This window comes from Trinickia symbiotica (assembly GCF_002934455.1).
Classification (GTDB): domain Bacteria; phylum Pseudomonadota; class Gammaproteobacteria; order Burkholderiales; family Burkholderiaceae; genus Trinickia; species Trinickia symbiotica.
Window position 1 is genome coordinate 275790 of sequence record NZ_PTIR01000005.1, and the last position, 21090, is coordinate 296879.

General features: G+C 63.9%; 20 protein-coding genes and 2 pseudogenes. 11 read left to right on the forward strand and 11 right to left on the reverse strand.

Translation table 11 applies throughout. The features are described 5' to 3' along the window. The first annotated feature begins 14 nt into the window (after nucleotides 1–14). Nucleotides 15–749: an amino acid ABC transporter permease gene (locus B0G57_RS10520; RefSeq protein ID WP_026230025.1), complete on the forward strand. Its 735-nt coding sequence runs from the start codon at nucleotides 15–17 to the stop codon at nucleotides 747–749. Beyond that, nucleotides 746–1480, forward strand: coding sequence for an amino acid ABC transporter permease (locus B0G57_RS10525; protein ID WP_018442582.1), 735 nt, complete (start codon nucleotides 746–748; stop codon nucleotides 1478–1480). The genes B0G57_RS10520 and B0G57_RS10525 overlap by 4 nt, the downstream gene beginning before the upstream one ends. Here B0G57_RS10525 and B0G57_RS10530 read toward each other — a convergent pair. Then, entirely contained in the window at nucleotides 1473–2387 is a 915-nt protein-coding gene (locus B0G57_RS10530; RefSeq protein WP_018442583.1) for a LysR substrate-binding domain-containing protein, read from the reverse strand. The two genes, B0G57_RS10525 and B0G57_RS10530, sit on opposite strands and share 8 nt — an antisense overlap. A gap of 173 nt (nucleotides 2388–2560) precedes the next feature. Here B0G57_RS10530 and B0G57_RS10535 point away from each other — a divergent pair, with 173 nt between their 5' ends. Further along, a complete protein-coding gene (locus tag B0G57_RS10535) occupies nucleotides 2561–3805 on the forward strand; it encodes a multidrug effflux MFS transporter (protein ID WP_018442584.1) in 1245 nt (414 codons plus the stop codon). A 92-nt stretch (nucleotides 3806–3897) separates the two neighbouring features. Next, nucleotides 3898–4035, forward strand: a complete 138-nt coding sequence (locus B0G57_RS31330) for a hypothetical protein (protein WP_181321783.1) — start codon at nucleotides 3898–3900, stop codon at nucleotides 4033–4035. A gap of 93 nt (nucleotides 4036–4128) precedes the next feature. Here B0G57_RS31330 and B0G57_RS10540 read toward each other — a convergent pair whose 3' ends face one another. The 3 genes from B0G57_RS10540 to B0G57_RS10550 all read right to left on the reverse strand — a co-directional run bounded on the left by B0G57_RS10540 (nucleotide 4129) and on the right by B0G57_RS10550 (nucleotide 7031). Then, nucleotides 4129–4626: an ureidoglycolate lyase gene (locus tag B0G57_RS10540; RefSeq protein WP_018442586.1), complete on the reverse strand. Its 498-nt coding sequence runs from the start codon at nucleotides 4624–4626 to the stop codon at nucleotides 4129–4131. Continuing rightward, nucleotides 4623–5636, reverse strand: a complete 1014-nt coding sequence (alc, locus tag B0G57_RS10545) for an allantoicase (protein ID WP_018442587.1) — start codon at nucleotides 5634–5636, stop codon at nucleotides 4623–4625. Before alc ends, B0G57_RS10540 begins: the two co-directional genes overlap by 4 nt. A gap of 66 nt (nucleotides 5637–5702) precedes the next feature. Continuing rightward, complete coding sequence (locus B0G57_RS10550) at nucleotides 5703–7031, reverse strand: C4-dicarboxylate transporter DctA (protein ID WP_018442588.1); 1329 nt, start codon at nucleotides 7029–7031, stop codon at nucleotides 5703–5705. 250 nt (nucleotides 7032–7281) lie between these two features. Between B0G57_RS10550 and B0G57_RS10555 the strand changes: the two genes are divergently transcribed. The 3 genes and pseudogenes from B0G57_RS10555 (at nucleotide 7282) to B0G57_RS10565 (ending at nucleotide 9150) form a co-directional block, all read left to right on the forward strand. Beyond that, the gene (locus tag B0G57_RS10555) at nucleotides 7282–7986 is read left to right on the forward strand and encodes a FadR/GntR family transcriptional regulator (protein WP_018442589.1); all 705 of its coding nucleotides are present in this window, start codon (nucleotides 7282–7284) and stop codon (nucleotides 7984–7986) included. Nucleotides 7987–8185: 199 nt separating this feature from the next. Further along, nucleotides 8186–8542, forward strand: a pseudogene (locus tag B0G57_RS31335) (RND transporter); the annotation flags it as partial. Between the two features lie 113 nt (nucleotides 8543–8655). Next, entirely contained in the window at nucleotides 8656–9150 is a 495-nt protein-coding gene (locus B0G57_RS10565) for a Dps family protein (RefSeq protein WP_035469210.1), read from the forward strand. A gap of 18 nt (nucleotides 9151–9168) precedes the next feature. Here B0G57_RS10565 and B0G57_RS10570 read toward each other — a convergent pair. From B0G57_RS10570 to B0G57_RS10580, 3 genes and pseudogenes are all read right to left on the reverse strand, one after another. Next, nucleotides 9169–9922, reverse strand: a pseudogene (locus tag B0G57_RS10570) (heavy metal sensor histidine kinase); the annotation flags it as partial. 198 nt (nucleotides 9923–10120) lie between these two features. After that, a complete protein-coding gene (locus B0G57_RS10575; protein WP_018442592.1) occupies nucleotides 10121–10981 on the reverse strand; it encodes an MBL fold metallo-hydrolase in 861 nt (286 codons plus the stop codon). 111 nt (nucleotides 10982–11092) lie between these two features. Next, nucleotides 11093–11617, reverse strand: coding sequence for a hypothetical protein (locus B0G57_RS10580; protein WP_223258777.1), 525 nt, complete (start codon nucleotides 11615–11617; stop codon nucleotides 11093–11095). 166 nt (nucleotides 11618–11783) lie between these two features. Here B0G57_RS10580 and fdhF point away from each other — a divergent pair, with 166 nt between their 5' ends. After that, on the forward strand, nucleotides 11784–14765 hold the full coding sequence (gene fdhF / locus B0G57_RS10585) for a formate dehydrogenase subunit alpha (RefSeq protein WP_018442594.1): 2982 nt from the start codon (nucleotides 11784–11786) through the stop codon (nucleotides 14763–14765). Further along, nucleotides 14765–15247 (forward strand): DUF1641 domain-containing protein, encoded by a 483-nt coding sequence (locus B0G57_RS10590; RefSeq protein ID WP_018442595.1) that lies wholly within the window; start codon nucleotides 14765–14767, stop codon nucleotides 15245–15247. The genes fdhF and B0G57_RS10590 overlap by 1 nt, the downstream gene beginning before the upstream one ends. 22 nt (nucleotides 15248–15269) lie before the next feature. Here the strand turns inward: B0G57_RS10590 and B0G57_RS10595 are convergent, their stop codons facing one another. From B0G57_RS10595 to B0G57_RS10610, 4 genes are all read right to left on the reverse strand, one after another. Beyond that, on the reverse strand, nucleotides 15270–15800 hold the full coding sequence (locus B0G57_RS10595) for a phasin family protein (protein ID WP_018442596.1): 531 nt from the start codon (nucleotides 15798–15800) through the stop codon (nucleotides 15270–15272). A gap of 40 nt (nucleotides 15801–15840) precedes the next feature. Next, nucleotides 15841–16338 carry a YciE/YciF ferroxidase family protein gene (locus B0G57_RS10600; RefSeq protein WP_018442597.1) on the reverse strand — a complete coding sequence of 166 codons (498 nt, stop codon included), beginning with the start codon at nucleotides 16336–16338 and terminating at the stop codon, nucleotides 15841–15843. Between the two features lie 120 nt (nucleotides 16339–16458). Continuing rightward, complete coding sequence (locus B0G57_RS10605) at nucleotides 16459–17103, reverse strand: thiamine phosphate synthase (protein WP_018442598.1); 645 nt, start codon at nucleotides 17101–17103, stop codon at nucleotides 16459–16461. A gap of 6 nt (nucleotides 17104–17109) precedes the next feature. Further along, nucleotides 17110–17796: a DedA family protein gene (locus B0G57_RS10610; RefSeq protein WP_026230029.1), complete on the reverse strand. Its 687-nt coding sequence runs from the start codon at nucleotides 17794–17796 to the stop codon at nucleotides 17110–17112. A gap of 108 nt (nucleotides 17797–17904) precedes the next feature. Between B0G57_RS10610 and mutL the strand changes: the two genes are divergently transcribed. Both mutL and miaA read left to right on the forward strand, forming a co-directional pair. Beyond that, complete coding sequence (mutL, locus tag B0G57_RS10615; RefSeq protein WP_018442600.1) at nucleotides 17905–19941, forward strand: DNA mismatch repair endonuclease MutL; 2037 nt, start codon at nucleotides 17905–17907, stop codon at nucleotides 19939–19941. Nucleotides 19942–19966: 25 nt separating this feature from the next. Continuing rightward, on the forward strand, nucleotides 19967–20971 hold the full coding sequence (gene miaA, locus B0G57_RS10620; protein ID WP_018442601.1) for a tRNA (adenosine(37)-N6)-dimethylallyltransferase MiaA: 1005 nt from the start codon (nucleotides 19967–19969) through the stop codon (nucleotides 20969–20971). Nucleotides 20972–21090 lie beyond the last annotated feature (119 nt).

The following is a 21090-nucleotide window of genomic DNA, read 5'->3' on the forward strand; positions in this document are numbered from 1 at the left end:
ATCAGCGCGATCCGATGAGCGCTTGGCTTGCGCCGACCTATCTCGGCTGGATTGCACACGGTTATGCAGTCACACTCGCGCTCGCCGCATCGGTCATCGTCGCGGCGACGTTCCTCGGGTTCGTGCTCGCGCTGGTCCGCAGCACAGACTCAGCAGTGGCGAGGCAAACGGCATCGGCCTATGTGACGCTCGTGCGCAATTCGCCGCTCATAGTGCAACTGCTGTTCTGGTACTACGGCGCGGCAATGCTGTTGCCGAGCGGGCTTGCGAGCTGGCTCAATGCCCCTCATCGCTTAGCTGTCGGGCCGCTTGCCATCGCGTGGCCGTCATTCGAGGTCGTGGCCGGCTTCGTCGGACTCACGCTTTATACGACAACGTTCGTCGGCGAAGAGCTGCGCGCGGGACTCTCCGGCGTTCCGAAGGCGCAGCGCGAAGCCGCCGCGGCGCTGGGGCTCGCGCGCGTCGCAGCCTTTCGCCATGTCGTATTGCCGCAAGCGATTCGCATCGCCGTGCCCGCGCTCGTCGGCCAATACATGAACGTGGTGAAGAATTCGTCCTTGACGATGGCGATCGGCGTCGCCGAACTGTCCTACGCCTCGCGGGAAGTCGACAGTGCCACCTTCAAGACGTTCCAAGCGTACGGCTCGGCCACCATTCTTTATATCGTGACCATCGCCGTGATCGAGGCCGTATTGATCGTCTATCGACGCGGCTCGCTCGTAGCGGGTCGAAGAGGAATCGCTCGATGATCGATGCACTCTGGTCCAACTTGCCCTATCTGCTTTTCGGCGCGTTTCCGCACGGCCCTGTAGGAGGCGCTGCGCTGACGCTCTTGCTCGCCGTTTCGTCGGCATTGCTCTCCGCGGCAATCGGCGTTGCGGGCGGCATGGGGCTTGCCATGACACGTGGCGCCGCTCACATCGTGCTGCTCGCGATCGTCGGATTCTTCCGCGCGATTCCCGTGCTGATGCTGATCTTCTGGACCTTCTTTCTGCTGCCAATGGTGCTGCATGTCGAGGTACCCGCGCTCGGCACAGTGCTCGTGTCGCTTGCGCTGATTGGAGGCGCTTATCTCGCGCATGCGGTCGAGGCCGGCATCGCAGCCGTGGGCAGCGGGCAATGGAACGCTGGTCTCGCGCTCGGCCTGAATCGATGGCAAACGCTGCGCGTCGTCGTCATGCCGCAGGCGGTCCGAATCATGATGCCTTCGTTCGTCAATCAGTGGGTGTCCCTCGTCAAGGACACGTCGCTCGCCTACATCGTCGGCGTGCCGGAACTGTCGTTCCTCGCCAACCAGGTAAATAGTCGGTTGATGGTCTACCCGGCTCAGGTCTTTGCGTTCGTTGCGCTGATCTACATCGCGCTTTGCACGTTGCTCGACTGGGTCGTGACGCGTCTGACGAGGGCCGTGAGCTCGCCGCAAAGGGCGCCCGTGCTCGACAAAGAATTGGATAGGAGCAGCATGCCCAATCTTAGATAGCCAAGGTCTCCTCCGTTTTGGCGCTCACGGGCCATTCGAGCGCGTCCAGAAAATGCCGCACGCCCGCGCTTTGCGCGCGTGCCCGCCACATCACGTGAACATCAACCGTCAGCGGTAGCCAGTCGAGCTTCTTGAAGACGACGCCGGGCGGATTCATTCGCTGCATGCTCGCCTGCATCGCCGCGAACCCGAGCCCGGCGCTGACGAGACCGAGCGTGTTGGCCACCTGCGCGACTTCGAACTGGATATCGGGCGTGAAACCCGCCGACTTGCATGCCGCGAGAAACCGCTCGCGCGCGGCCGGATTGTTCTCTTTCGGTATCGCGATCCATGGCGCCCTATCGAGATCGCGCGCCGTCACGGCCTTTTTCCTCGCGAGCGGATGATCGTCCGCCATGGCGAGCACGAACGGCTCGCTCGTCAGCAGCCGGCTTGCGAGAAGTTCGCTTCGATGCGACGGGTTGTAGACGAACGCTATGTCGATGACCGAGCGCTCGAGCGCTTCGGCCTGTTCGCCCGAACGCATCGCGGCGAGCTTCAACCGCGCGCGCGGATAGGCCGTCCGAAACCTCCGCAATGCGGCCGGCAAGCGCCCATTATGAACGACACCTTCGCAATAGCCGATCGATACCGAGCACATGTCGCCGCGCCCCACCTCGCGTGCGCGCTCCTCGACTCGGCTCGCCTGCGCCAGCAGGTCGCGCGCCTCGACGAGAAACTCACGACCCGCCGGAGTCAGACGCACGCGTTGTTTGACGCGCTCGAACAACTGCAGGCCGAGTTGCGCTTCGAGCAGGCGAATCTGCCGGCTCAACGGAGACTGCGAGATATGCAGCCGCTCGGCGGCACGCCCCACGTGCTCCGTTTCGGCCACGGCGATGAAATAGCGAAGTTGCTGCAGCTCCATGTTGAGACCTGTCTTAGCAGATATGCGACAAATTAAGTCTTGGACAGCATTATACCGAGCCACTAATCTCACGTCTTCCGACTTTCGTGTCGCAGCCCGAGTCCCTGCACCAGCGTGCCGCGCGATTGCAGTCAACTCATTCTCAGGTCGTCCGCGAGACGGACGAAACGAACATGCAAAGTGACCACGTCATCGACAGACCGCGATTTGCCATCCCGCACGGCATCTTGCTAACCACGCTCGTTCTGCTCAGCGCGAGCGGCTTATTCGCTTCCGACATCAATCTGCCCGGCATGGCGCTCGCCGCTCGCGCGTTCGATGCGCCGATGTCGGCGTTGCAGCACACCTTCAGCGTCTACGTCATCGGGCTCGCCATCGCGCAGGCGATTTATGGGCCGCTTTCCGATGCATACGGACGTCGCCGTCTCGTGATCGGCGGCATGGCGCTTTACACGGCGGCCTCGATCGCCTGCGCGCTCGCGCCGAACGTCACGGCCTTCGGACTCGCGCGTATCGTCCAGGCGTTGGGCGCCGGCGCGGGAATGGTGATCGGGCGCGCGATCATCAGCGACCTCTTCGATACGAAAACCGCGGCGCGCATCTTCACGACGATCATGCCGATCGTCGGCGCCTCTCCAGCGCTCGCGCCGCTTGTAGGCGGATACCTCACGACCTACATCTCGTGGCGCGCTCCGTTTTACTTCACGGCGCTCATCGGTGTGGCGGCAGTGCTGCTCCTCGCTTTTTATATTCCCGAGACAGCGCCGGCCACGAAGCGGCGCAGTAGTGTGCTTGCGACATTCGCGACTTATCCCATGCTGCTCGAGCAACCGCGGTTTTGGGCGTACGCCGTGAACCTTTGCGTCGGCTACGCTGCTTATCTTGCGTATCTCGCGGCGTCGCCCGTGATCCTGGAAAGCATGGGACTATCGACGAAGTCGATCAGCTATTGCTACATCAGCCTTTCGGTCACGTATATCGCGGGCAACCTCGTCTCCCGCCATTTCGCGCGGCATCATCCGCTGAACCGGCTGCTTGTCGTCGGCTTCGTTCTGCTCGCGCTCGGCGCCGCTTGCGTGGCAGCGCTCGCTATCCACGGGGTGGCGACGCCGCTGCCGATGATTCTCGTCATATCGGTCATTACGCTCGCCAACGGCTTCCTGCTCCCGCTCTCATTCGCGGGGGGCGTCACGAGCTTTCCCGCCAGCGCGGGCGCGGCATCGGGATTGATGGGAGCGATGCACCTGACAGCCGGGTCGCTCGCGATCTCGGCCATCGCCTGGCTTCCCGGCACGGTCGCGTCACTGAGCGCATTCGAGGTTTGCATGGCGGTGCTCGGGTGTACGGCGTTCCCCGCGTTTCTGAGGCTCGCGAGCAAGCCGCGAGTGGTTGAGCGGGTTGCCTGCCCGACCCAGTGATACGAAGAAAGAGCCCCGAGGGAAAGCGAACCGTAATCGCGCTTTGCTAGCATGCACGCTCTTCTGTACTTTTGAATTCCTGGAAGAGCGCCATGAAGCAAACCATCCTCGCAATCGCTGCACTGACCGTCGTTTTCGGCACCGTCTCACAGGCATTCGCCTACGACCATCATCATCGCGTTTGCCATCGGGAGCGCGTTCACCACCATTGGGTGAAGCGCTGCCGTTGAGCTCCGCGAACGGCTGAAGCGATCTAGCAGCCGCTCGACATTCGCCAGCAGCGGCGGGCGATCTTCGTCATCATCGCCCGCCGTGAGCGGCATTCACGTTGCAGCCGATGAAAGGTGCAGAACTTCGTCGAGCCACGCTTCGTCGCAATTCGGCCCTTCGCCGCCACGGTCGATGACGATAAAATCGCTGACCCGCTCCAGTGCAAGGAGCGGATGATGCCAAACGCCCTTCGCGTAGTTGACACCCTGCCAACCGCGAGTGACGAACGCGCGCAACTTGGCGGGATCGAGCGGCCCCGCCGGCGCAACGACGACCAGAAACGGCGTATCGGCGAGCGGAATGAAAGCTTGCGAGCCGAGCGGATGCCGCTCCATCATCCGGATCTCGACGGGCGAAGTCCGCGGCTCGCCGCGCAGCAGACTGACGAGCGGGCGCCCTCCCTCATCCCCCACATCGATGCGCGCAAGGTCGTGGAACCGCTCGGTCGTCCCGAGATTGATCGGGAAATGACGAGCCCCTTTCAGTTCGATCACGTCGCCGAAGGGTTCAAATGATTGCCGCGTGAGCGGCTCGACGGGCAGCGTTTTCATCGTTGAGGAGTCCCGAACAACCGCAGGCGCGAGACGCCGCCGTCGGGAACGATGTTGAAGCGGACATGGGTGACGGCGCCAAGCGCCGCCAATTCGGCCACGAACGTGTGAACGTGGTCCATCTGCAGCTTCTGCTCGGGCAGCAACACCGGCCAGAACATCGACTGCGTGATCAACGATTCGTCGGTACCGCCCGCCACATAGGCCGCCTGCAGCGAGCAGCGGTCCGGATAGTTGCCCTTGAAGTGCGCCGTGTCCACCTCGATCCTGCCGATCTCGCCCGCGTGAGCGAGCGCCACGATGCACCAGTCATTGCCGGGCTCGCGCCTGCGCCGCGTTTCCCAGCCGTCGCCCATATTGACGCCGCGCTCCGGCATCAGCAGATTGGTCGCCAGACCGAAATGCTGATTGTTCGCCGCCACCACGTAGGCGCCATGCTCCATCGCGGCAAGGTCCACGACCGTATCGCGCCCGGCTCTGCTCCAGTCGACCTGCGGTGCGCCGTACACGCGTAGCCGCGCGAGACCACCGTCCGGATACAGATTCACGCGCACGTGCGTGAAGGTCCGTGCATCGTCGATGGCATGGTAATGGTGCGAATTGCCCTGCAAGGCGACCGACGGAAGAACGTCGACCCACTGCGTTTCTGAGCTCGGCGCACCGCTTTCGACATAGGCGGCCTCGACCGATGCGGCGGGCGGGAAATTGCCGGTGAAATGACTCGTATCGAGGTCGAAGCCCTTGATGACGCAGGGCCGTGCAAGCTCGACGACGCACCAGTCGAAGCCGCACGTGCGCTTGCGGCGCGTCTCCCAACCGTCCATCCACTTGCCGTGGTCGTCGTATTTGCCGGGGATGAAGACGGCCGGCTCCGGGTTGAGCATGCGCTCCTTAGGTGCGAAGAACTCGTCGCTGGCTTCGAGCGCTTTCGCACCGAAGCGGGGGTCGGCCAGGTTGACATAGCGACGGGTGAAGTCGGGGGCCGTGGGGTCGAGAATCGGAATTGCCATGATGTCGGGTTAGTTCGGAGTACTGGTTAACGGAATGAATGAAAGAATCGCTTGCCGCGGCCGCAATCAGCCCGCACGCGCCGCGGCGATCGGCGCTTCGGCGCCGAGCGGAGCCACGGTGTCGGGCACGAACTGAAGATCGGCGTCCCCGTCGAGCACACGCTTGGCACGGGCGCGATCGATGTCGTTCTCCCAGGACGCGACGACGATCGTCGCGACGCAATTGCCGATCAGGTTCGTCAGTGCGCGAGCGATGCCGACGAACCAATCGGCGGGAAGGATCAACACGAGGCCCAGCACCGGAATGGCAGGAATCGTCGACAGCGTGGCCGCGAGAATCACGATGGCCGATCCCGGAATGCCATGCGCCCCCTTCGAGGTGACGAGCGAGACGAGCACGACGACGATGAGGTCGTGCATCGACAGCGGCGTATTGGTCGCCTGGGCGATGAAGATGACGGCAAGCGTCAGATAGATGGAGAAGCCGTCGAGATTGAACGAATAGCCGGTCGGAATGACGAGCCCGACCGTCGAATCCTTGACGCCGAGCCACTCCAGCTTGCGCATGACCTGCGGCAACACGGCATCCGACGATGCGGTCCCGAGGACAATTGAGAGTTCGTCCTTGAAGTAGCGGATCAGCTTGAAGATGTTGAAGCCCGCGATGCGCATGACGATCCCGAGCACGACACAGACGAATACGACGCAGCTCGCGTAGAAGACGACGACGAGCATGCCGAGTTGCTTCAACGAAGTGACCCCGTACTTGCCGGTCGTGAACGCGATGGCACCGAGCACGCCGAGGGGGGCGAGCTTGATGACGAAGCCCATGATGCGAAAGAACGTCTGCGCGAGCTCGTCGATAAAGCCGCTGACGCGGGCCGCTTTATCGCCGAGCAGAGAAAGCGCCGCACCGAAGAGGACGGAAAAGACGAGCACCTGCAGGATATCCCCGCGTGCGAACGCGTCGCCGACGGTATCGGGAATGATCTTCAGCAAGAAGCCGCCGACGTCCTTCAGACTCTTGGCGTGCTCGGTGTAGGTAGAGAGCGAAGCCGCGTCGACGTTGCGCAAGTCGGCGTTCATGCCGGCGCCCGGTTGCACGAACCAGGCCAGCAGCGCCCCAATCACGAGCGCGATCGTCGTCATGACCTCGAAATAGGCAATCGCCTTGACGCCCACGCGGCCCACCTTCTTCAGATCGCCCGTGCTCGCCATACCGCTTACCACGACGCAAAAAACGATCGGTCCGACCACCATCTTGATCAGCTTCAGGAAACCGTCGCCCAACGGACGCAGCGATTCGCCGAAATGCGGAAACAACGCGCCGAGCACGACACCGGCGACGAGGGCGACGATGACGCGCCCAAATAACGAATTGAGAAATCTGAACACGGCAGGCCTCCTGTCGACGCGGAATTCACGAGGCTGGCCGGACTGGTCTAACTGGTCAGACCTCACTCGTTAAGGCGAATATTAGAAACCCAATATGGCAGCGTCAAGCAAAGCCGCGAGGGGGTTAACCCGCGCCTATCGACGCTCCGATTCCACCGGAAAAATCGATCGCGCGGCCGTGCCGGTGGCGCGCTGGCACCCCATTTCGACCAGACGGTACTAAACTACCGGTCTGACCGCAGAGGACCGCATGAGCAGCATCGCCCAAACCGTCACCGAAGCCGCCGCCGCAACGATTAAAGAGCGCATTCATCAAGGCGTCTACCCCGTCGGCAGTCTGTTGCCGGCGCAGCGGCAGCTTTCCGACGAGCTCCAGATCAGCCGTGCCTCGTTGCGCGAGGCGCTGTCGACGCTCGAGGCGCTCGGGCTCGTGACGATCCGCGCCGGCAAAGGCGTCTATGTCGCTCGCGCTCGGCCGGCTCATCCTCAACGGTGGCGCTTCGCCGATCAGGTTTCGCTGCCCGATACCTACCAAATGCGTTATGCGCTCGAGGGATTCGTCGCGCGCCTCGCGGTCGTGGCGATCGGCGAAGACGATCTCGCGCCATTGGAGGAGAACCTCGACGCACTGCGCGTCGCGCTCACGGACGGCGAATTCGAGACCGCCGCCCGGCTGGACTTCGACTTCCATATGCGGATCGTCGCGCTCGCCGGGAACTCGGCGATCGAAACGATCCTGCGCAACAGCGCCGACATCATGCAGGAAAGCCAGCGCCTGCCGTTCTATCAACGGGAACTCGTTTTATCGACTCATCGTGAGCATGCGGCGATCGTCGAGGCATTGCGAAGCCGCGATCCGGACCGCGCCGGGCGCGCGATCGAAACGCATATCGTCGCGGCGGCACAGCGCGCGGGCGTGTACTTCCCGGTGCCTGCCACCCCTCCTCGGCCCTAAACGTCCCACAGCCCCTCGAGCCCCTCGAGCCCCTCGAGCGCCCCGAGCCCCCGAGGCTCAAGCGCTCATCCAGATAACGAACTTGTAATGTCGACGTAACGGCGGGGTCAGTGCCCCGCCGGCACACTGCGGGTCAATCGCGCATCGCGCGCGGGCTCACCATCGAAAAGACGGGCAGCACTTCCACGCTCGCGATCATTCAACAGTTGACATCCAGGCAAGCGAAGAGCAGACGCAGCACATCGCCACGCAGTCGGCGCAACTGTCGCTGAAGCTGACTATGAATCGCTATCGGGCGGGGGCCGTGAGCTACATCGATGTCGTCACGGCGCAGACCATCGCATTGACGAACGAGCGTACCGAAGACCAGATCCAGGCCCGCCGTGTCGACGCGGCGGCCCTGCTCGTGAAAGCGCTCGGCGGCGGCTGGGACCGCACCGCCCTCGCCGGCGCGGATACCGGCGCCACAAGCGCGGACAAATCCGCCAAGCCGACGCCCCGCCGAGGAAATGTTCCAGACGAAGCGGGCACTGGAACAAGCAAGCCCGGGGCTTGAGGTCGGCCAAAATGCATGCGCTTGCGCTCTCTTCTATACTGGTGCGCAAGCGTTTCGCCGTGCCGTTCGAAGCCCTGACCGTCAATCAGACACAACAGGAAACAGGAGTCGTCATGAACACTCGCGCCACCTCAGCAAACGCGCAAAATCCTTTCGGCAAGCAGGCAATCGATGAAATCTCGGAGCAACTCAATCCGCTGCTGGCCGATGTCTTCGCGGTCTATCTGAAGACGAAGAACTTCCATTGGCATATGCGCGGCCCCCACTTCCGCGACTACCATCTGCTGCTCGACGAGCAAGGCGAACAGCTCTTCGCCATCACCGACGACATCGCCGAGCGCGTGCGCAAGATCGGCGGATCGACGCTGCGCTCGATCGGCGACATCGCGCGCAGGCAGCGCATCTCGGACAACGACGCCGACTCCGTCGCACCGCTCGCGATGCTTGCTGAGCTGCGCGACGACAATCTTCGCCTTGCCGCATTCATGCTGGAAGCGCACGAGGTCTGCGACAAGCACGACGACGTCGCGACGGCGAGCCTGCTCGAAAACTGGATCGACGAAGCGCAGCGGCGCGCCTGGTTCCTCGCCGAAACGATCAGCGGGTAGCCGTTCCCTCGGGAAAGGTCAGGATGCATCGCTCTCGGCGCGCGCGGTGCCCCCATGCAGCTCCATGATCGTGCGCACGATCGCGAAGCCGAGTCCGGCCGAGCCGACCGAACCGGGATCGCTCTTGCACGCCGGATTCGCTCGGTAGAACCGATCGAGGATGCGCTCGAGCAATGCGGGATCGATGGGGGCGCCTTCGTTGGCCACCACGATCCGTGTACCGTCCTCCGCTCGCGCGGCCTCGAGGGCGATTTCCTTGCCCGGCGGCGTATAGTGGAGTGCGTTGGCGAGCAGATTGTTGATGGCTCGCCTCATCAACTCGACGTCGGCTTGCAGCTTGACTGAAGGATCGCCCTTCACGCTCAGCCGAATGCCCCCATCGTCGGCCACCCCTTCGAAATACTGCGCAATACGCGTGAGCTCTTCCACCGCATCGAGCTCGCGCAATTGCGTGACGAATTGCGGGTGCTCCGCCCGCGCGAGAAACAGCACGCTTTCGATCATCCGCGATAGCCGCTCACACTCCTCGAGGTTCGAGGCGAGCACCGCCTGATATTCCTCGACCGTACGTTCGCGCGAGCGCCACCTCGGCCGACCCGCGCAGGTTGCCGAGCGGTGTGCGCATATCGTGCGCGAGATCGGCCGTGTATTGCGAAATGCGTTCGAAGCCGCGATGGAGGCGATCGAGCATTGCGTTGAGCGACTGCGTGAGCGCGCTCAGCTCGGTCGGCACGTTTTCGACATCGATGCGCGTGTCGAGCTTCTCGACCGTCGTCTTCAATGACCAATATCCGCATATTCGTGCTCGCGACGCCGGCTGCTCGTTCGTCCGATGATGACTCCCTCCGGGAGCCACGATTCTATGCTGAACGCGGCTTCAAGGTCGCCGCGGCGTACTCGTCAGCAGTCCGAAAGGATTCGCGGCCAGGGCTCGCGACGGGGCGCGGCCGCCGCACGACGCGGCCGGCAACTAGAAACCGTTGACGGGGATTTTCAAATAGGGAACGCCGTTCGATTCCGGCGGCGGCATTTCGCCCGCGCGGATATTGACCTGCACCGACGGAATGATCAGCGCCGGCATCGAGAGCGTGCGATCGCGGCGCGTGCGCATTTCGACGAAGTCGCTCTCCGCCACGCCCTCGCGCAGATGAATATTCATGTGCCGCTCTTCGGCGACCGTCGTCTGACAGCAGGCCTCTCGCGTAGGCGGCGGATAGTCGTGGCACATGAAAAGCCGCGTTTCGGCCGGCAGCGACAGCAGCTTCGTCACCGAACGGTAGAGCGAATGGGCATCGCCACCGGGGAAATCGCAGCGCGCGGACCCCACATCGGGCATGAAAAGGGTGTCCCCGACGAAGACCGCATCGCCGACCTTGTATGCCATATCGGCCGGGGTGTGGCCGGGCACGTGCAGCGCCTCAGCCGTCAGCGAGCCGATCGAAAAGGTTTCGTCCGATGTGAACAAATGATCGAACTGCGTGCCGTCGGCCGGCACATCGGCGCCGAGATTGAAGACACGCTTGAACGTATGCTGCACGGCGCGGATCTGCTCGCCGATCGCGGTCTTCCCGCCGAGCTCGCGCTTCAGGTATTGCGCCGCCGACAGGTGATCGGCATGCGCATGCGTTTCGAGCAGCCATTGCACGCTGAGCCCGTGCGCGCGCACGAACGCCACCACGCGGTCGGCCGCGACCGTCGATGTGCGCCCCGAGCATGGATTGTAGTCGAGCACCGAATCCACGATCGCGCATGGCGACCCGTCGCCCGCATGCACGACGTAGGTGAACGTCGACGTGACGGGATCGAAGAAGGATTCCACGAGCGGCTGCATGACAGGCTCCGACGGGATCGGGAACCGTCACAATATACCCCGACGCGTCCGGTATTTTGACCTATCGCGCCTGGCAGTTGTGCCCGATGCGCGAGCGCGGCCGCCGCGGGCTCAACGCGCCGGCCTCCTCGCCAATGCGGCCACGGCGAAGCCCGTGGCAATCGCGGCGTAGACGCAGGCCATCGAGCGCGGCGACAAATGTGCCTCGAAGCCCGGCGTCAGTCGTTTCGGCACGACGTGATAGTCGACGAGATAGGCCGTCGCCGCGGTGGCGGCCGCCGCCCCGGCCGTGCGAGCAGGCCGTTGGCGGGGCATGCGCGGGACGAGCTTTTCGAAAAGCACGCCCCAGAATACCGCCGCGGCTTGATGGATGGCCAACCCCGTCACCGTGTGGCGCACGCTCCATGTCGTCGCTCTGGGCGCGGCTTCGGGCCATAGGCAATGCGTCACCGCATTGATCGGGGCACACGCCGTCGTCCCGTCGGTGCGCGCTCGCCAGGCCGCGACGGCGGCGGCAAGCGCGCCTGCCGCCGAGCCCGAAGTCAAAGAGCGGCGCCAGAACCGCGCGCCGCCGGACGCATCCGGCGTTGAGCCGGGGCGCGAACGGGTCTCGTTACTTCCCTGCCGGTCGGTCATCGCATCCTCCTTCACCGTGCACGTTGGGCGCAGCACCGCACGTGCCTCATCGTTTCCGCGTCCCGCTTTTCTTCTCTTCGAGCTCCGCAGTGTCTGGTACGGCCCATGCTGCCTGCTTCCCAGATGCGCCGTTAAAACGGCTCATGAAACGCTCGGAGGAAAGACGATGGCCGAAGCAAACGAATGCACGCTGACGTTCGACGGTAAGACGCTGACCGGCAAAGCGGGCCAGCCGCTGGTGGACTTTCTCGCGGAACACGGAATCGCACTGCCCCACGTCTGCTATCACCGTTCGCTCGGCGCTTTGCAGACCTGCGACGTCTGCTGGGTCGAGATGGACGGTCAGCTCGAACGCGGCTGCGCGGTGAAATCGGCCGACGGACTCGTTATTTCGAGCGCGAGCGAAGCCGCCATGGCCGCCCAGCGCGAGGGCATGGACAGGCTGCTGGCCAAGCACGAACTCTATTGCACCGTCTGCGAAAACAACACGGGCGACTGCACGTTGCACAACACGATGGCGCAAATGAACATGCCGATCCAGCGCTATCCGTTCGAGCGCAAGCCCTACGAAAAGGACGAATCGAGCCAGTTCTATACCTACGACCCCGATCAATGCATTCTCTGCGGCCGTTGCGTCGAAGCCTGCCAGAACGTCGAAGTCAACGAAACGCTCAGCATCGACTTCTCGGCGGAGCATCCGCGCGTGCTCTGGGACGGCGGCAAGCCCATCGACGAATCGAGCTGTGTGAGCTGCGGGCATTGCGTGACCGTCTGCCCCTGCAACGCGCTGATGGAAAAGACGATGCAGCCGGACGCGGGCCCCTTCACATCGATGCCGCAATCGCTGAAACGGCCGCTGATCGAGGTCGTGAAGACGCTCGAAAACACCGTCGGCGCCCCGCCCATCACCGCGCTCTCGAAGATGGACATGCACTGGCGGCAGCCGGAGATCAAGCGGACGAAAACGGTTTGCACCTACTGCGGCGTCGGTTGCTCGTTCGAGATGTGGACGCGCGACCGGCATCTGCTGAAGGTGCAGCCGGTCGTCGAAGCGCCCGTCAACGGCATCTCGACCTGCATCAAAGGCAAGTTCGCGTGGGACTTCATCAATGACAAGGAGCGGCTCACGACGCCGCTCATCCGCGATCGCGAGCACAACTGCTTTCGCGAGGCGAGCTGGGACGAGGCGCTCAGCCTCGTTGCGCGCCGCCTGCTCGAGATTCGCGACGCGCACGGACCCGACAGCATCGGCTTTATTGGCTCGAGCAAGGCGAGCAACGAGGAGGCGTACCTCACGCAAAAAATCGCGCGGCTCATCATCGGCACGAACAGCGTCGACAACTCGTCGCGCTATTGCCAGAACCCCGCGACGATGGGACTCTTTCGCACGGTCGGCTACGGCGGCGACGCCGGCACGATCGCCGACATCGAATCAGCCGATCTCGTCGTCATCGTCGGCAGCAACACGGCCGAAAACCATCCCGTCATCGCCTCGAAAATCAAGGCCGCGCACAAGCTGCGCGGACAGAAGCTCCTCGTCGTCGACCCGCGGCGCCACGAAATGGCCGAGCGCGCCGACATTTATCTGCGGCCGAAGGCAAGCACCGATCTGATCTGGGCCTCGGCGCTCTCGCGCTACATGTTCGAGCATGGCTATGCCGACCTGGACTTTCTCGCCAAGCGAGTCAACAAGGTCGAGGAATATCGGCGCTCGCTGGAGCCGTTCACGCTCGAATTCGCGGAGCGCATGACGAACATCCCTCGCGGCCAGCTTGCGGCGGCCGGCGAAATGATCGGTCAGGCGAAGAGCGTCTGCCTTTTATGGGCGATGGGCATCACGCAACACAGCCATGGCGCGGACACGAGCACTGCCCTCTCGAACCTGCTCATCGTGACGGGCAACTACGGCCGGCCCGGCACGGGCGGCTACCCGATGCGCGGACACAACAACGTACAGGGAGCGAGCGACTTCGGCTGCCTGAAGAACGTCTTCCCCGGGTACGAGAAGGTGACTGACGAGAAAGTGCGGGAGAAATGGGCCAAGGCATGGGGCATCGATGCGAGCCGCCTTTCGGGCAAGATCGGTCAGGACAACTTCATGATGGTCGAAGAGGCCGCGCAAAAGCGACTGAAGGCGATGTACGTCATCGGCGAGGAAACGGCGTTTTCCGATGCCGATTCCGAAAACGTCCACAAGGCCTTCCGCGAAATCGACTTCCTCGTCGTGCAGGACATCTTCATGAGCCGGACGGCAGAGTTCGCCGATGTCGTGCTGCCTGGATGTCCGAGCGTCGAGAAAGAGGGCACGTTCGTCAACACCGAGCGGCGTATTCAGCGCTTCTACGAAGTCATGCCGCCGCTCGGAAACTGCCGCCCCGACTGGCGCATCCTCACCGATCTCGCCGCACGCATGGGCCATCCGTGGGGATATACGCACCCGTCGCAAATCATGGACGAAGTCGCCGGCATCGCTCAGATGTTCGCCGGCGTCAACTACGAGCGGCTCGAAGGATGGAAGTCGCTCGTCTGGCCGGTGAAGCCCGACGGCACCGATACGCCGCTGCTTTATACCGATCGCTTCCATACCGACGACGGCAAGGCCGTGCTCTACGCGCTCGAATGGAAGGCACCCGACGAGGACGCCGACAACGAATACGATCTCATGCTCGACAACGGACGCATGCTCGAGCAGTTTCAATCGACGAATCAGACCGGGCGCGGCCCGCGCATCTGGCACGAGGCGCCGAACTGGTTCGTGGAGGTGAGCCCCGAGCTCGCCGCCGAGCGCGGCATCGAAAGCGGGGCCTGGGTGCGCATCAGTTCTCGGCGCGGCTCGGCCGAGCTGACGGCGCTCGTCACCGACCGCGTGCGCGGCAAGACGCTCTTCGTGCCGATCCACCAGGGCAAGCCCGGCGTCAATGAGATGACGGGCGAGCACCATGACCCGGACGTCAACACGCCGGCCTACAAGGAGGTCGCCGCCAAGCTCGAGGTGTTGCCGCGCGCGAAGGACGGTCCGCCGCTGCCGCCGAGCAATTACCGCAACCACGAGCGCACGCCCATCGATGGAATCGACGCGGCCGAGAAGTGGGCGCGTCAGGACTACACGCGCCCGCCCGCGCAGGTGCCACACCCGGAGAGAATGTAATGGCCGAACGGATTCACTACCAAGCCAGCGTGCCCGAGATCGGACCCGATGCGCACGAAGAGCTCGAACGTCTGCTGCAAAACCTGCACCGGCACGGCGTTCTACGCTTCGCGAACGACCTCGTCGGCGCGAAGACGCCGGTCGCTCAGGTGCTCGTGAGCGGGCTCGAAAAAGAAGGCACGCTGAACGCGATCCAGAATCTGGCGATCGTGCTCATGGCGCTATCGCGCATCTCGCCGCAGCAATTCTACAAAGCCGCGTTTGCGATGACGGACGCGTTTCATGCGGCGAGCACATGGCAGCCGCAAGAGGACGGGAATACGGCGCCGGGTGTGAGCGGCGCTTATCGCATGCTGCACGACGACGCGCTCTGGCAAGCGCTGACGCCGCTCATCGAAGGACTGAAGGCATTCTCGGCCGGCCTCGAACGCGATATCGACAAACCGATATCGGCGTTCACAGGCAAGCCGAGCAGCGCTTGACATCATGCGCTCAGGGATGGCACTACTGCTTCATCGTCGAACCGTCGCCGCCTTCCTCGTCGGCCGGCTTGACCGACCTTTTTCTTCTGCCCGCCCTCACATCGGCATCCTCCGCGTCGGCAATCAGCGGCAAATTGGCGTCGGGATCGGCAATAACGAGGCTCGTCGATTCCGACGCCGGGATACGCGATACCGCATCGCCCAGCAACGACGACGTCCAACGAGCAAACTCACTGAAACCGCACAGGCTCGATCCAACGCTATCGGCAATGGTCTCGATCGCGATATCGCTCGCATCGCGCCAATAGGCGAGCGATTTCTTCATGGCAGCCTCGACCTGCGCGGGCGGCAGCAGAAGTAGCCAGTCGAGCGATCGCGACGTTACAGCTTCCTCCGCAATCTCGCGCTGCTCGCTCAAGGCGCTCTGGGCCGTCTCGAGATTGAGATGGGCGAGCCGCCGGAAGCCGTCCAGCGTTCGCTGGGCAATACCGGCGATCGATCCTGCCGTGGCCTGCTCGACTGAACCAACATATTCGACTGCAGGTGAATTCATCGTCGTGCTCCCTCGAAAGTGATTGGACAGTGATTGCGCGTCAGGCCTTCTTGGCCTGCGGATTGCCGATCTGCTCGGCAAATTGCGAAAGCTTCTGGTCCGTCGCTTTTTCTTCCTCGAGCGTCTCATGCAACAGCTTCACGGCATCCTCCCGGCCGAGCTGCTTGCCGAGCGCACAGAGCGTGCCGTACGCCGAGATCTCGTAGTGCTCGACTTTCTGTGCCGCGCCGATGAGTCCGGCATCGAGCACCGGACCCTTCTCGATCTCGTCGACGAGTTCCTGCCCCTCCTCGATGAGGCCTTCCATCGCCACACACTTGATCCGCTTGAGTCGGACACCGCAAATTTCGACGACTTTGTCTATCCGCTCGATTTGGCCCTCCGTCTCGTGCAAATGTGTCTCGAACGCCTTCGAAAGCTCGGTGTTCGCCGCCGCTCGCGATAGTTTAGCGAGCGCACGTGTCAATTGTTTTTCGGCGCTGTAGATATCCGAGAGATCGTGAATGAACAGATCCTCGAGTGTCTTGCGTGCTGCCATGATGGATTCCCTCCAGTTGGATTCAGCCGATGCCACTCTTCAATAACGCTGGCGAGCGCGAGGCTCTCGCGTTAAGTTGCAACGCGCGTGCCTCGAACGCCACTGGGGAGAATCGATGCGCTACCAGAGCCCGGTGATCGACGCAATGCCTTGCGCCCCGAGCGCGCGCGCCTTGGCGCAATGCTCGCGCGTCATGCCGCCGAGCGCGTAAACGGGCACACGGGCTCGGCCGACGCATTCGCCGAAACGCTCCCAACCGAGCGTCGGTGCGCCCGGGTGGCTCGCCGTCGGCAGGACGGGCGAAAGCGTCACGAAATCGGCGCCGACGCGCTCCGCCCGCGCCAACTGCTCTTCGGTATGGCATGCGGCCGACAGCAATTTTGCGTCGGACAGCGCACGTGTCGAGCGTTTCATCAGTTGTTCGCTCGTGAGATGGAAGCCGTCGGCACCGGCGACCCCACCGCCATGACCGGTCGGATCGAGGCCCGACGCTGAGGGGTTCGGCGCCGCGACGATGGCGGCATGCCCTCGCGGCCCGTTGACGATGAGCCGTGCGCCGCGCCCGTGCGATAGGATCAGCGCCTGAGCCGCGAGTTCGTCGAAACGGGCGGCGTCGAGCCGTTTCGCGCGCAGTTGCACCAGCGCGATGCCGCGCGCCAATGCGCGATCGAGCTGATCGAGGAAGCGCCCGAATCGTCCATCGGCGTCCGGTTCGGGTTCAGGGGTGATGAGCAGTAGTTCAGGGAGGTCTGTCTCTATCCGCATGCGAGCTCAACGGCTGTCCGGCTTGCGCACCATCGGCGCGGCGGCTTTCTTGCGCCACATACGCCAAAGCGCCGCGAGGACGATCGGCACGATGGCCGCGCCGATGCCGACGAGCACGATGACGTTCAGATACTGCTTGATGAATGGGATGTTGCCGAAAAAGTAGCCGGCCAGCACGAGCAGGAGAACCCAAAGCGCCGCGCCCGAGACGTTGAAGAACTGGAAGCGGCCGGCGCGCATGCAGGAGACGCCCGCGACGAACGGCGCGAAGGTCCGTATCACGGGAATGAAGCGCGCGAGAACGATCGTCTTGCCGCCGTGCCGCTCGTAGAAGTCGTGCGTCCTTTGCAGCGCGACGCGGTCGAGAAAGCGCTCGAGATAAGGGATATGCGTGTTGAATACTTTCGGCCCGAGCGCTCGCCCGATCGCATAGTTCAAGCTGTTGCCGCTGACCGATGCCGCGAGCAGCAATATGATCAGGGCCGCGAAATTCATTTCGCCCGTCGCGCAAAACGCCCCGCCGATGAAAAGCAGGGAATCGCCTGGCAAAAACGGCAGGATCACGAGCCCCGTTTCGCAAAAGACGATCAGGAACAATACCGCATACACCCATGCGCCATATTGCTGGACGAACTGGCCGAGGAACGTATCGATGTGGAGAATCAATCCGGCGAAATGAAGCAGCGTGTCCAAAATCATCCCTTCTCGTCAATGGCCCCGGCCGCGACGACGCGCCGGTGAGTCGAACAATCGCCGCCATGATACCGAAACTGCCCGACATCGAATCGCTATAATCGCCGAATGTCCGAGTTCCCCGAACCGCCGGCCGCCGCGCCTTCTTCGCTCGCATCGCGGGCGCGACCGGCCGCGCGCGCCATCCAGCCGCTGCCCGACCAGCTGATCAGCCAGATTGCCGCCGGCGAAGTCGTCGAGCGGCCGGCCTCGGTCGTCAAGGAGTTGCTCGAAAACGCGCTCGACGCCGGCGCGAAAACGCTGCGCATCCTGCTCGATGCGGGCGGCATCAAGCGCATTTCGATCGCCGACGACGGCTGCGGCATTCCGGCCGCCGAGTTGCCGCTCGCGCTGATGCGTCATGCCACCAGCAAGATCCGCTCGCTCGCCGAGCTCGAATCGGTGGCCACGCTCGGGTTTCGCGGCGAGGCGCTCGCCTCCATTGCCTCAGTGGCCGAAACCTGCATTACGAGCCGCACGGCCGACGCGCCTCATGCGACGCGCATCGACGCGCAGACGGGCGCGTTGACGCCGTCCGCGGGCGGCGTCGGCACGACGATCGAAGTGCGCGAGCTTTACTTTACGACGCCCGCGCGCCGCAAGTTTCTGAAGAGCGAACAGACGGAACTCGGCCATTGCGTCGAGATGATTCGCCGGGTCGCCCTCGCGCGGCCCGACGTCGCGATTTCGGTCCTCCATAACGGACGCGCGCTCGAGCACTGGAACGCAAGCGAGCCGGCGCAACGTGTCGCGAAGATACTCGGCGAGGGATTCGCGCTGGCGCACCTGCCGCTCGACGAAGCAGCGGGGCCGCTCGCGCTCTACGGCTGCGCCGGCTTGCCGACGGCGAGCCGCGGCCGTGCCGATCAGCAGTACTTCTTCGTCAACGGCCGTTTCGTGCGGGACAAGCTGCTCACGCACGCCGTGCGCTCGGCTTACGAAGACGTGCTCCACGGCGATCGCTATCCGTCGTACGTGCTCTTCCTCGATCTGCCGCCCGAAATGGTCGACGTGAACGTGCATCCTTCGAAAATCGAAGTCCGATTCCGCGACTCGCGCGCCGTGCATCAGTTCGTGTTTCATGCGCTGCAGCGGGCATTGGCGCGTCACGCGGGTGCTTCCGCCGAAACGACGGCAGGCGGACATGCGGCGCATCTCGAAGCGCCGTTTCCGCCCGGACCCGGCGCGGAGCGATTGGCGGGCGCGACGGCCGCGTCGGCATCGGGCGGAATCGATACGGCCGGCGCGAGCAACGGGCGAGGCGACGCGAACTCACCCTACCCGACACGCACCGGCACGACCTGGATGCGCGACGCGCGGATGACGCAAGGGCGCTTGCCCGTCGCGCAACCGTTGGCGCTCTACGATGCGCTCTTCGGCCGCAAAGAGACGTCGGGAAATGCGGGCAGCGGCGATGGGGCGAATGGTGCATCCAACGATCCGCTCTCGCCCGCGATCCGGCCCGCGTACCAGGTAGAAGCGCGCGATAGCGCCATTGAACGAACCGACGACGCCCACGAAGACCATCCGCTCGGTTTCGCGCTCGGGCAGATCCATGGCATCTACGTGCTCGCACAAAATGCGCGGGGGCTCGTCATCGTCGACATGCACGCGGCCCACGAGCGCATTCTTTACGAGCAGTTCAAGCGCTCGCTGGCGGAACGATCGATCGCCGTACAGCCGCTGTTACTGCCGATTTCGATGCCGGCCGATGCCGTCGAGATCGGCACCGCGGAAGAAGAGCGGGAAACGCTCGACGCGCTCGGCTTCGACCTCGCCGCGCTTTCGCCGATGACGCTCGCGATCCGCGCCGTGCCGGCGTTGCTAAAGGACGCCGACCTGCCCTCGCTCGCGCGCGCCGTGCTGGCCGATCTGCACGCGTATGGCGGCTCGCGCGTGCTGACCGAGCGCCAGCACGAGTTGCTCGGCACGCTGGCCTGCCACCATGCGGTCCGCGCGAACCGGCGCCTCACGATCGACGAGATGAACGCGTTGCTGCGTCAAATGGAGGCGACCGAACGCGCCGATCAATGCAATCACGGGCGCCCGACCTGGTATCAGTTGTCCATTGCCGATCTCGACCGCCTCTTCCTGCGCGGGCAGTGACCGCCGACGCTTCAAAAGAGCCAACATGAGCCGAACCGCGATAGCCTGCCTGCTCGGCCCCACGGCGTCGGGCAAAACCGCCGCCGCGCTTGCGTTCGCGGCGCGACATCCAGTCGAGATCGTCAGCATCGACTCGGCACTCGTCTACCGCGGCATGGACATCGGCACGGCCAAACCGACGCGCGAGGAACGCGCGGCCGTGCCCCATCATCTGATCGACATCATCGAGCCGACCGATAGCTATTCGGCCGCCGAGTTTCGCACCGATGCGCTGCGCCTCGCCGGCGAAATCCTTGCGCGCGGACGCGTGCCGCTTTTCGTCGGCGGCACGATGCTCTACTACAAGGCGCTTTCGCAGGGGCTCGACGATTTGCCGTCGGCCGACGCTACCGTGCGTGCCGAACTCGAAGCCGATGCGGCGCGCGAAGGATGGCCCGCGTTGCATGCGCGGCTGGCGCGGGTGGACCCGGCCACGGCGGCTCGCCTCGCGCCCAACGATTCCCAGCGCATTCAGCGCGCGCTCGAGATCTTTGCGCTGACGGGGCGGCCGATGTCGAATCTGCTTGCCGAGCGTCGGCGCGGTCCTGTGGACGACGACGAGCGCATCGAAGGCGGCAACACGGCGCACGGAGAAGCGAACGATGCCGGCGCGCGTTATCGCTTCGTCCCGATCGCGCTCGAACCGTCCGACCGTGCCGTGCTGCATGTACGGATCGCTGAGCGCTTCGACGCCATGCTCACGGCCGGTTTCATCGACGAGGCGAAACGGCTGCGCGATCGTGGCGACCTCGATCCCGGCCTGCCGTCGATGCGCTGCGTGGGCTACCGCCAGGCCTGGGAGTACCTCGATGACGAGATCGATTACGCGACGATGCGCGACAAAGGTATCTTCGCGACGCGTCAGCTCTGCAAGCGACAGCTGACATGGCTGCGATCGATGCCGGAGCGCATCGTGGTCGACTGTTGCTCGCAATCCGCGACGTTCGAGGCGGTCCGCGCAATCGAAGATGCGCTCGGCTTCTCCGCCTGAAAGTTCTAGTGCGCAGGCCCGACCATCGAGTAGGGGACGGGGTTGCCCCCGTCGCCCTCTCACACCACCGTACGTGCGGTTCCGCATACGGCGGTTCATGAACAACGCTGGAGGCGCCG

What these genes read in the sequence shown, in the direction of transcription:
- B0G57_RS10520 (WP_026230025.1), top strand. Translation starts at nt 15, where the DNA reads ATGAGCGCTTGGCTTGCGCCGACCTATCTCGGCTGGATTGCACACGGT.
- B0G57_RS10580 (WP_223258777.1), bottom strand. Translation starts at nt 11,617, where the DNA reads ATGACCGACCGGCAGGGAAGTAACGAGACCCGTTCGCGCCCCGGCTCA.
- B0G57_RS10605 (WP_018442598.1), bottom strand. Translation starts at nt 17,103, where the DNA reads ATGCGGATAGAGACAGACCTCCCTGAACTACTGCTCATCACCCCTGAA.
- B0G57_RS31330 (WP_181321783.1), top strand. Translation starts at nt 3,898, where the DNA reads ATGAAGCAAACCATCCTCGCAATCGCTGCACTGACCGTCGTTTTCGGC.
- B0G57_RS10600 (WP_018442597.1), bottom strand. Translation starts at nt 16,338, where the DNA reads ATGGCAGCACGCAAGACACTCGAGGATCTGTTCATTCACGATCTCTCG.
- B0G57_RS10530 (WP_018442583.1), bottom strand. Translation starts at nt 2,387, where the DNA reads ATGGAGCTGCAGCAACTTCGCTATTTCATCGCCGTGGCCGAAACGGAG.
- miaA (WP_018442601.1), top strand. Translation starts at nt 19,967, where the DNA reads ATGAGCCGAACCGCGATAGCCTGCCTGCTCGGCCCCACGGCGTCGGGC.
- B0G57_RS10575 (WP_018442592.1), bottom strand. Translation starts at nt 10,981, where the DNA reads ATGCAGCCGCTCGTGGAATCCTTCTTCGATCCCGTCACGTCGACGTTC.
- B0G57_RS10540 (WP_018442586.1), bottom strand. Translation starts at nt 4,626, where the DNA reads ATGAAAACGCTGCCCGTCGAGCCGCTCACGCGGCAATCATTTGAACCC.
- B0G57_RS10525 (WP_018442582.1), top strand. Translation starts at nt 746, where the DNA reads ATGATCGATGCACTCTGGTCCAACTTGCCCTATCTGCTTTTCGGCGCG.
- B0G57_RS10590 (WP_018442595.1), top strand. Translation starts at nt 14,765, where the DNA reads ATGGCCGAACGGATTCACTACCAAGCCAGCGTGCCCGAGATCGGACCC.
- fdhF (WP_018442594.1), top strand. Translation starts at nt 11,784, where the DNA reads ATGGCCGAAGCAAACGAATGCACGCTGACGTTCGACGGTAAGACGCTG.
- B0G57_RS10555 (WP_018442589.1), top strand. Translation starts at nt 7,282, where the DNA reads ATGAGCAGCATCGCCCAAACCGTCACCGAAGCCGCCGCCGCAACGATT.
- alc (WP_018442587.1), bottom strand. Translation starts at nt 5,636, where the DNA reads ATGGCAATTCCGATTCTCGACCCCACGGCCCCCGACTTCACCCGTCGC.
- mutL (WP_018442600.1), top strand. Translation starts at nt 17,905, where the DNA reads ATGTCCGAGTTCCCCGAACCGCCGGCCGCCGCGCCTTCTTCGCTCGCA.
- B0G57_RS10535 (WP_018442584.1), top strand. Translation starts at nt 2,561, where the DNA reads ATGCAAAGTGACCACGTCATCGACAGACCGCGATTTGCCATCCCGCAC.
- B0G57_RS10565 (WP_035469210.1), top strand. Translation starts at nt 8,656, where the DNA reads ATGAACACTCGCGCCACCTCAGCAAACGCGCAAAATCCTTTCGGCAAG.
- B0G57_RS10595 (WP_018442596.1), bottom strand. Translation starts at nt 15,800, where the DNA reads ATGAATTCACCTGCAGTCGAATATGTTGGTTCAGTCGAGCAGGCCACG.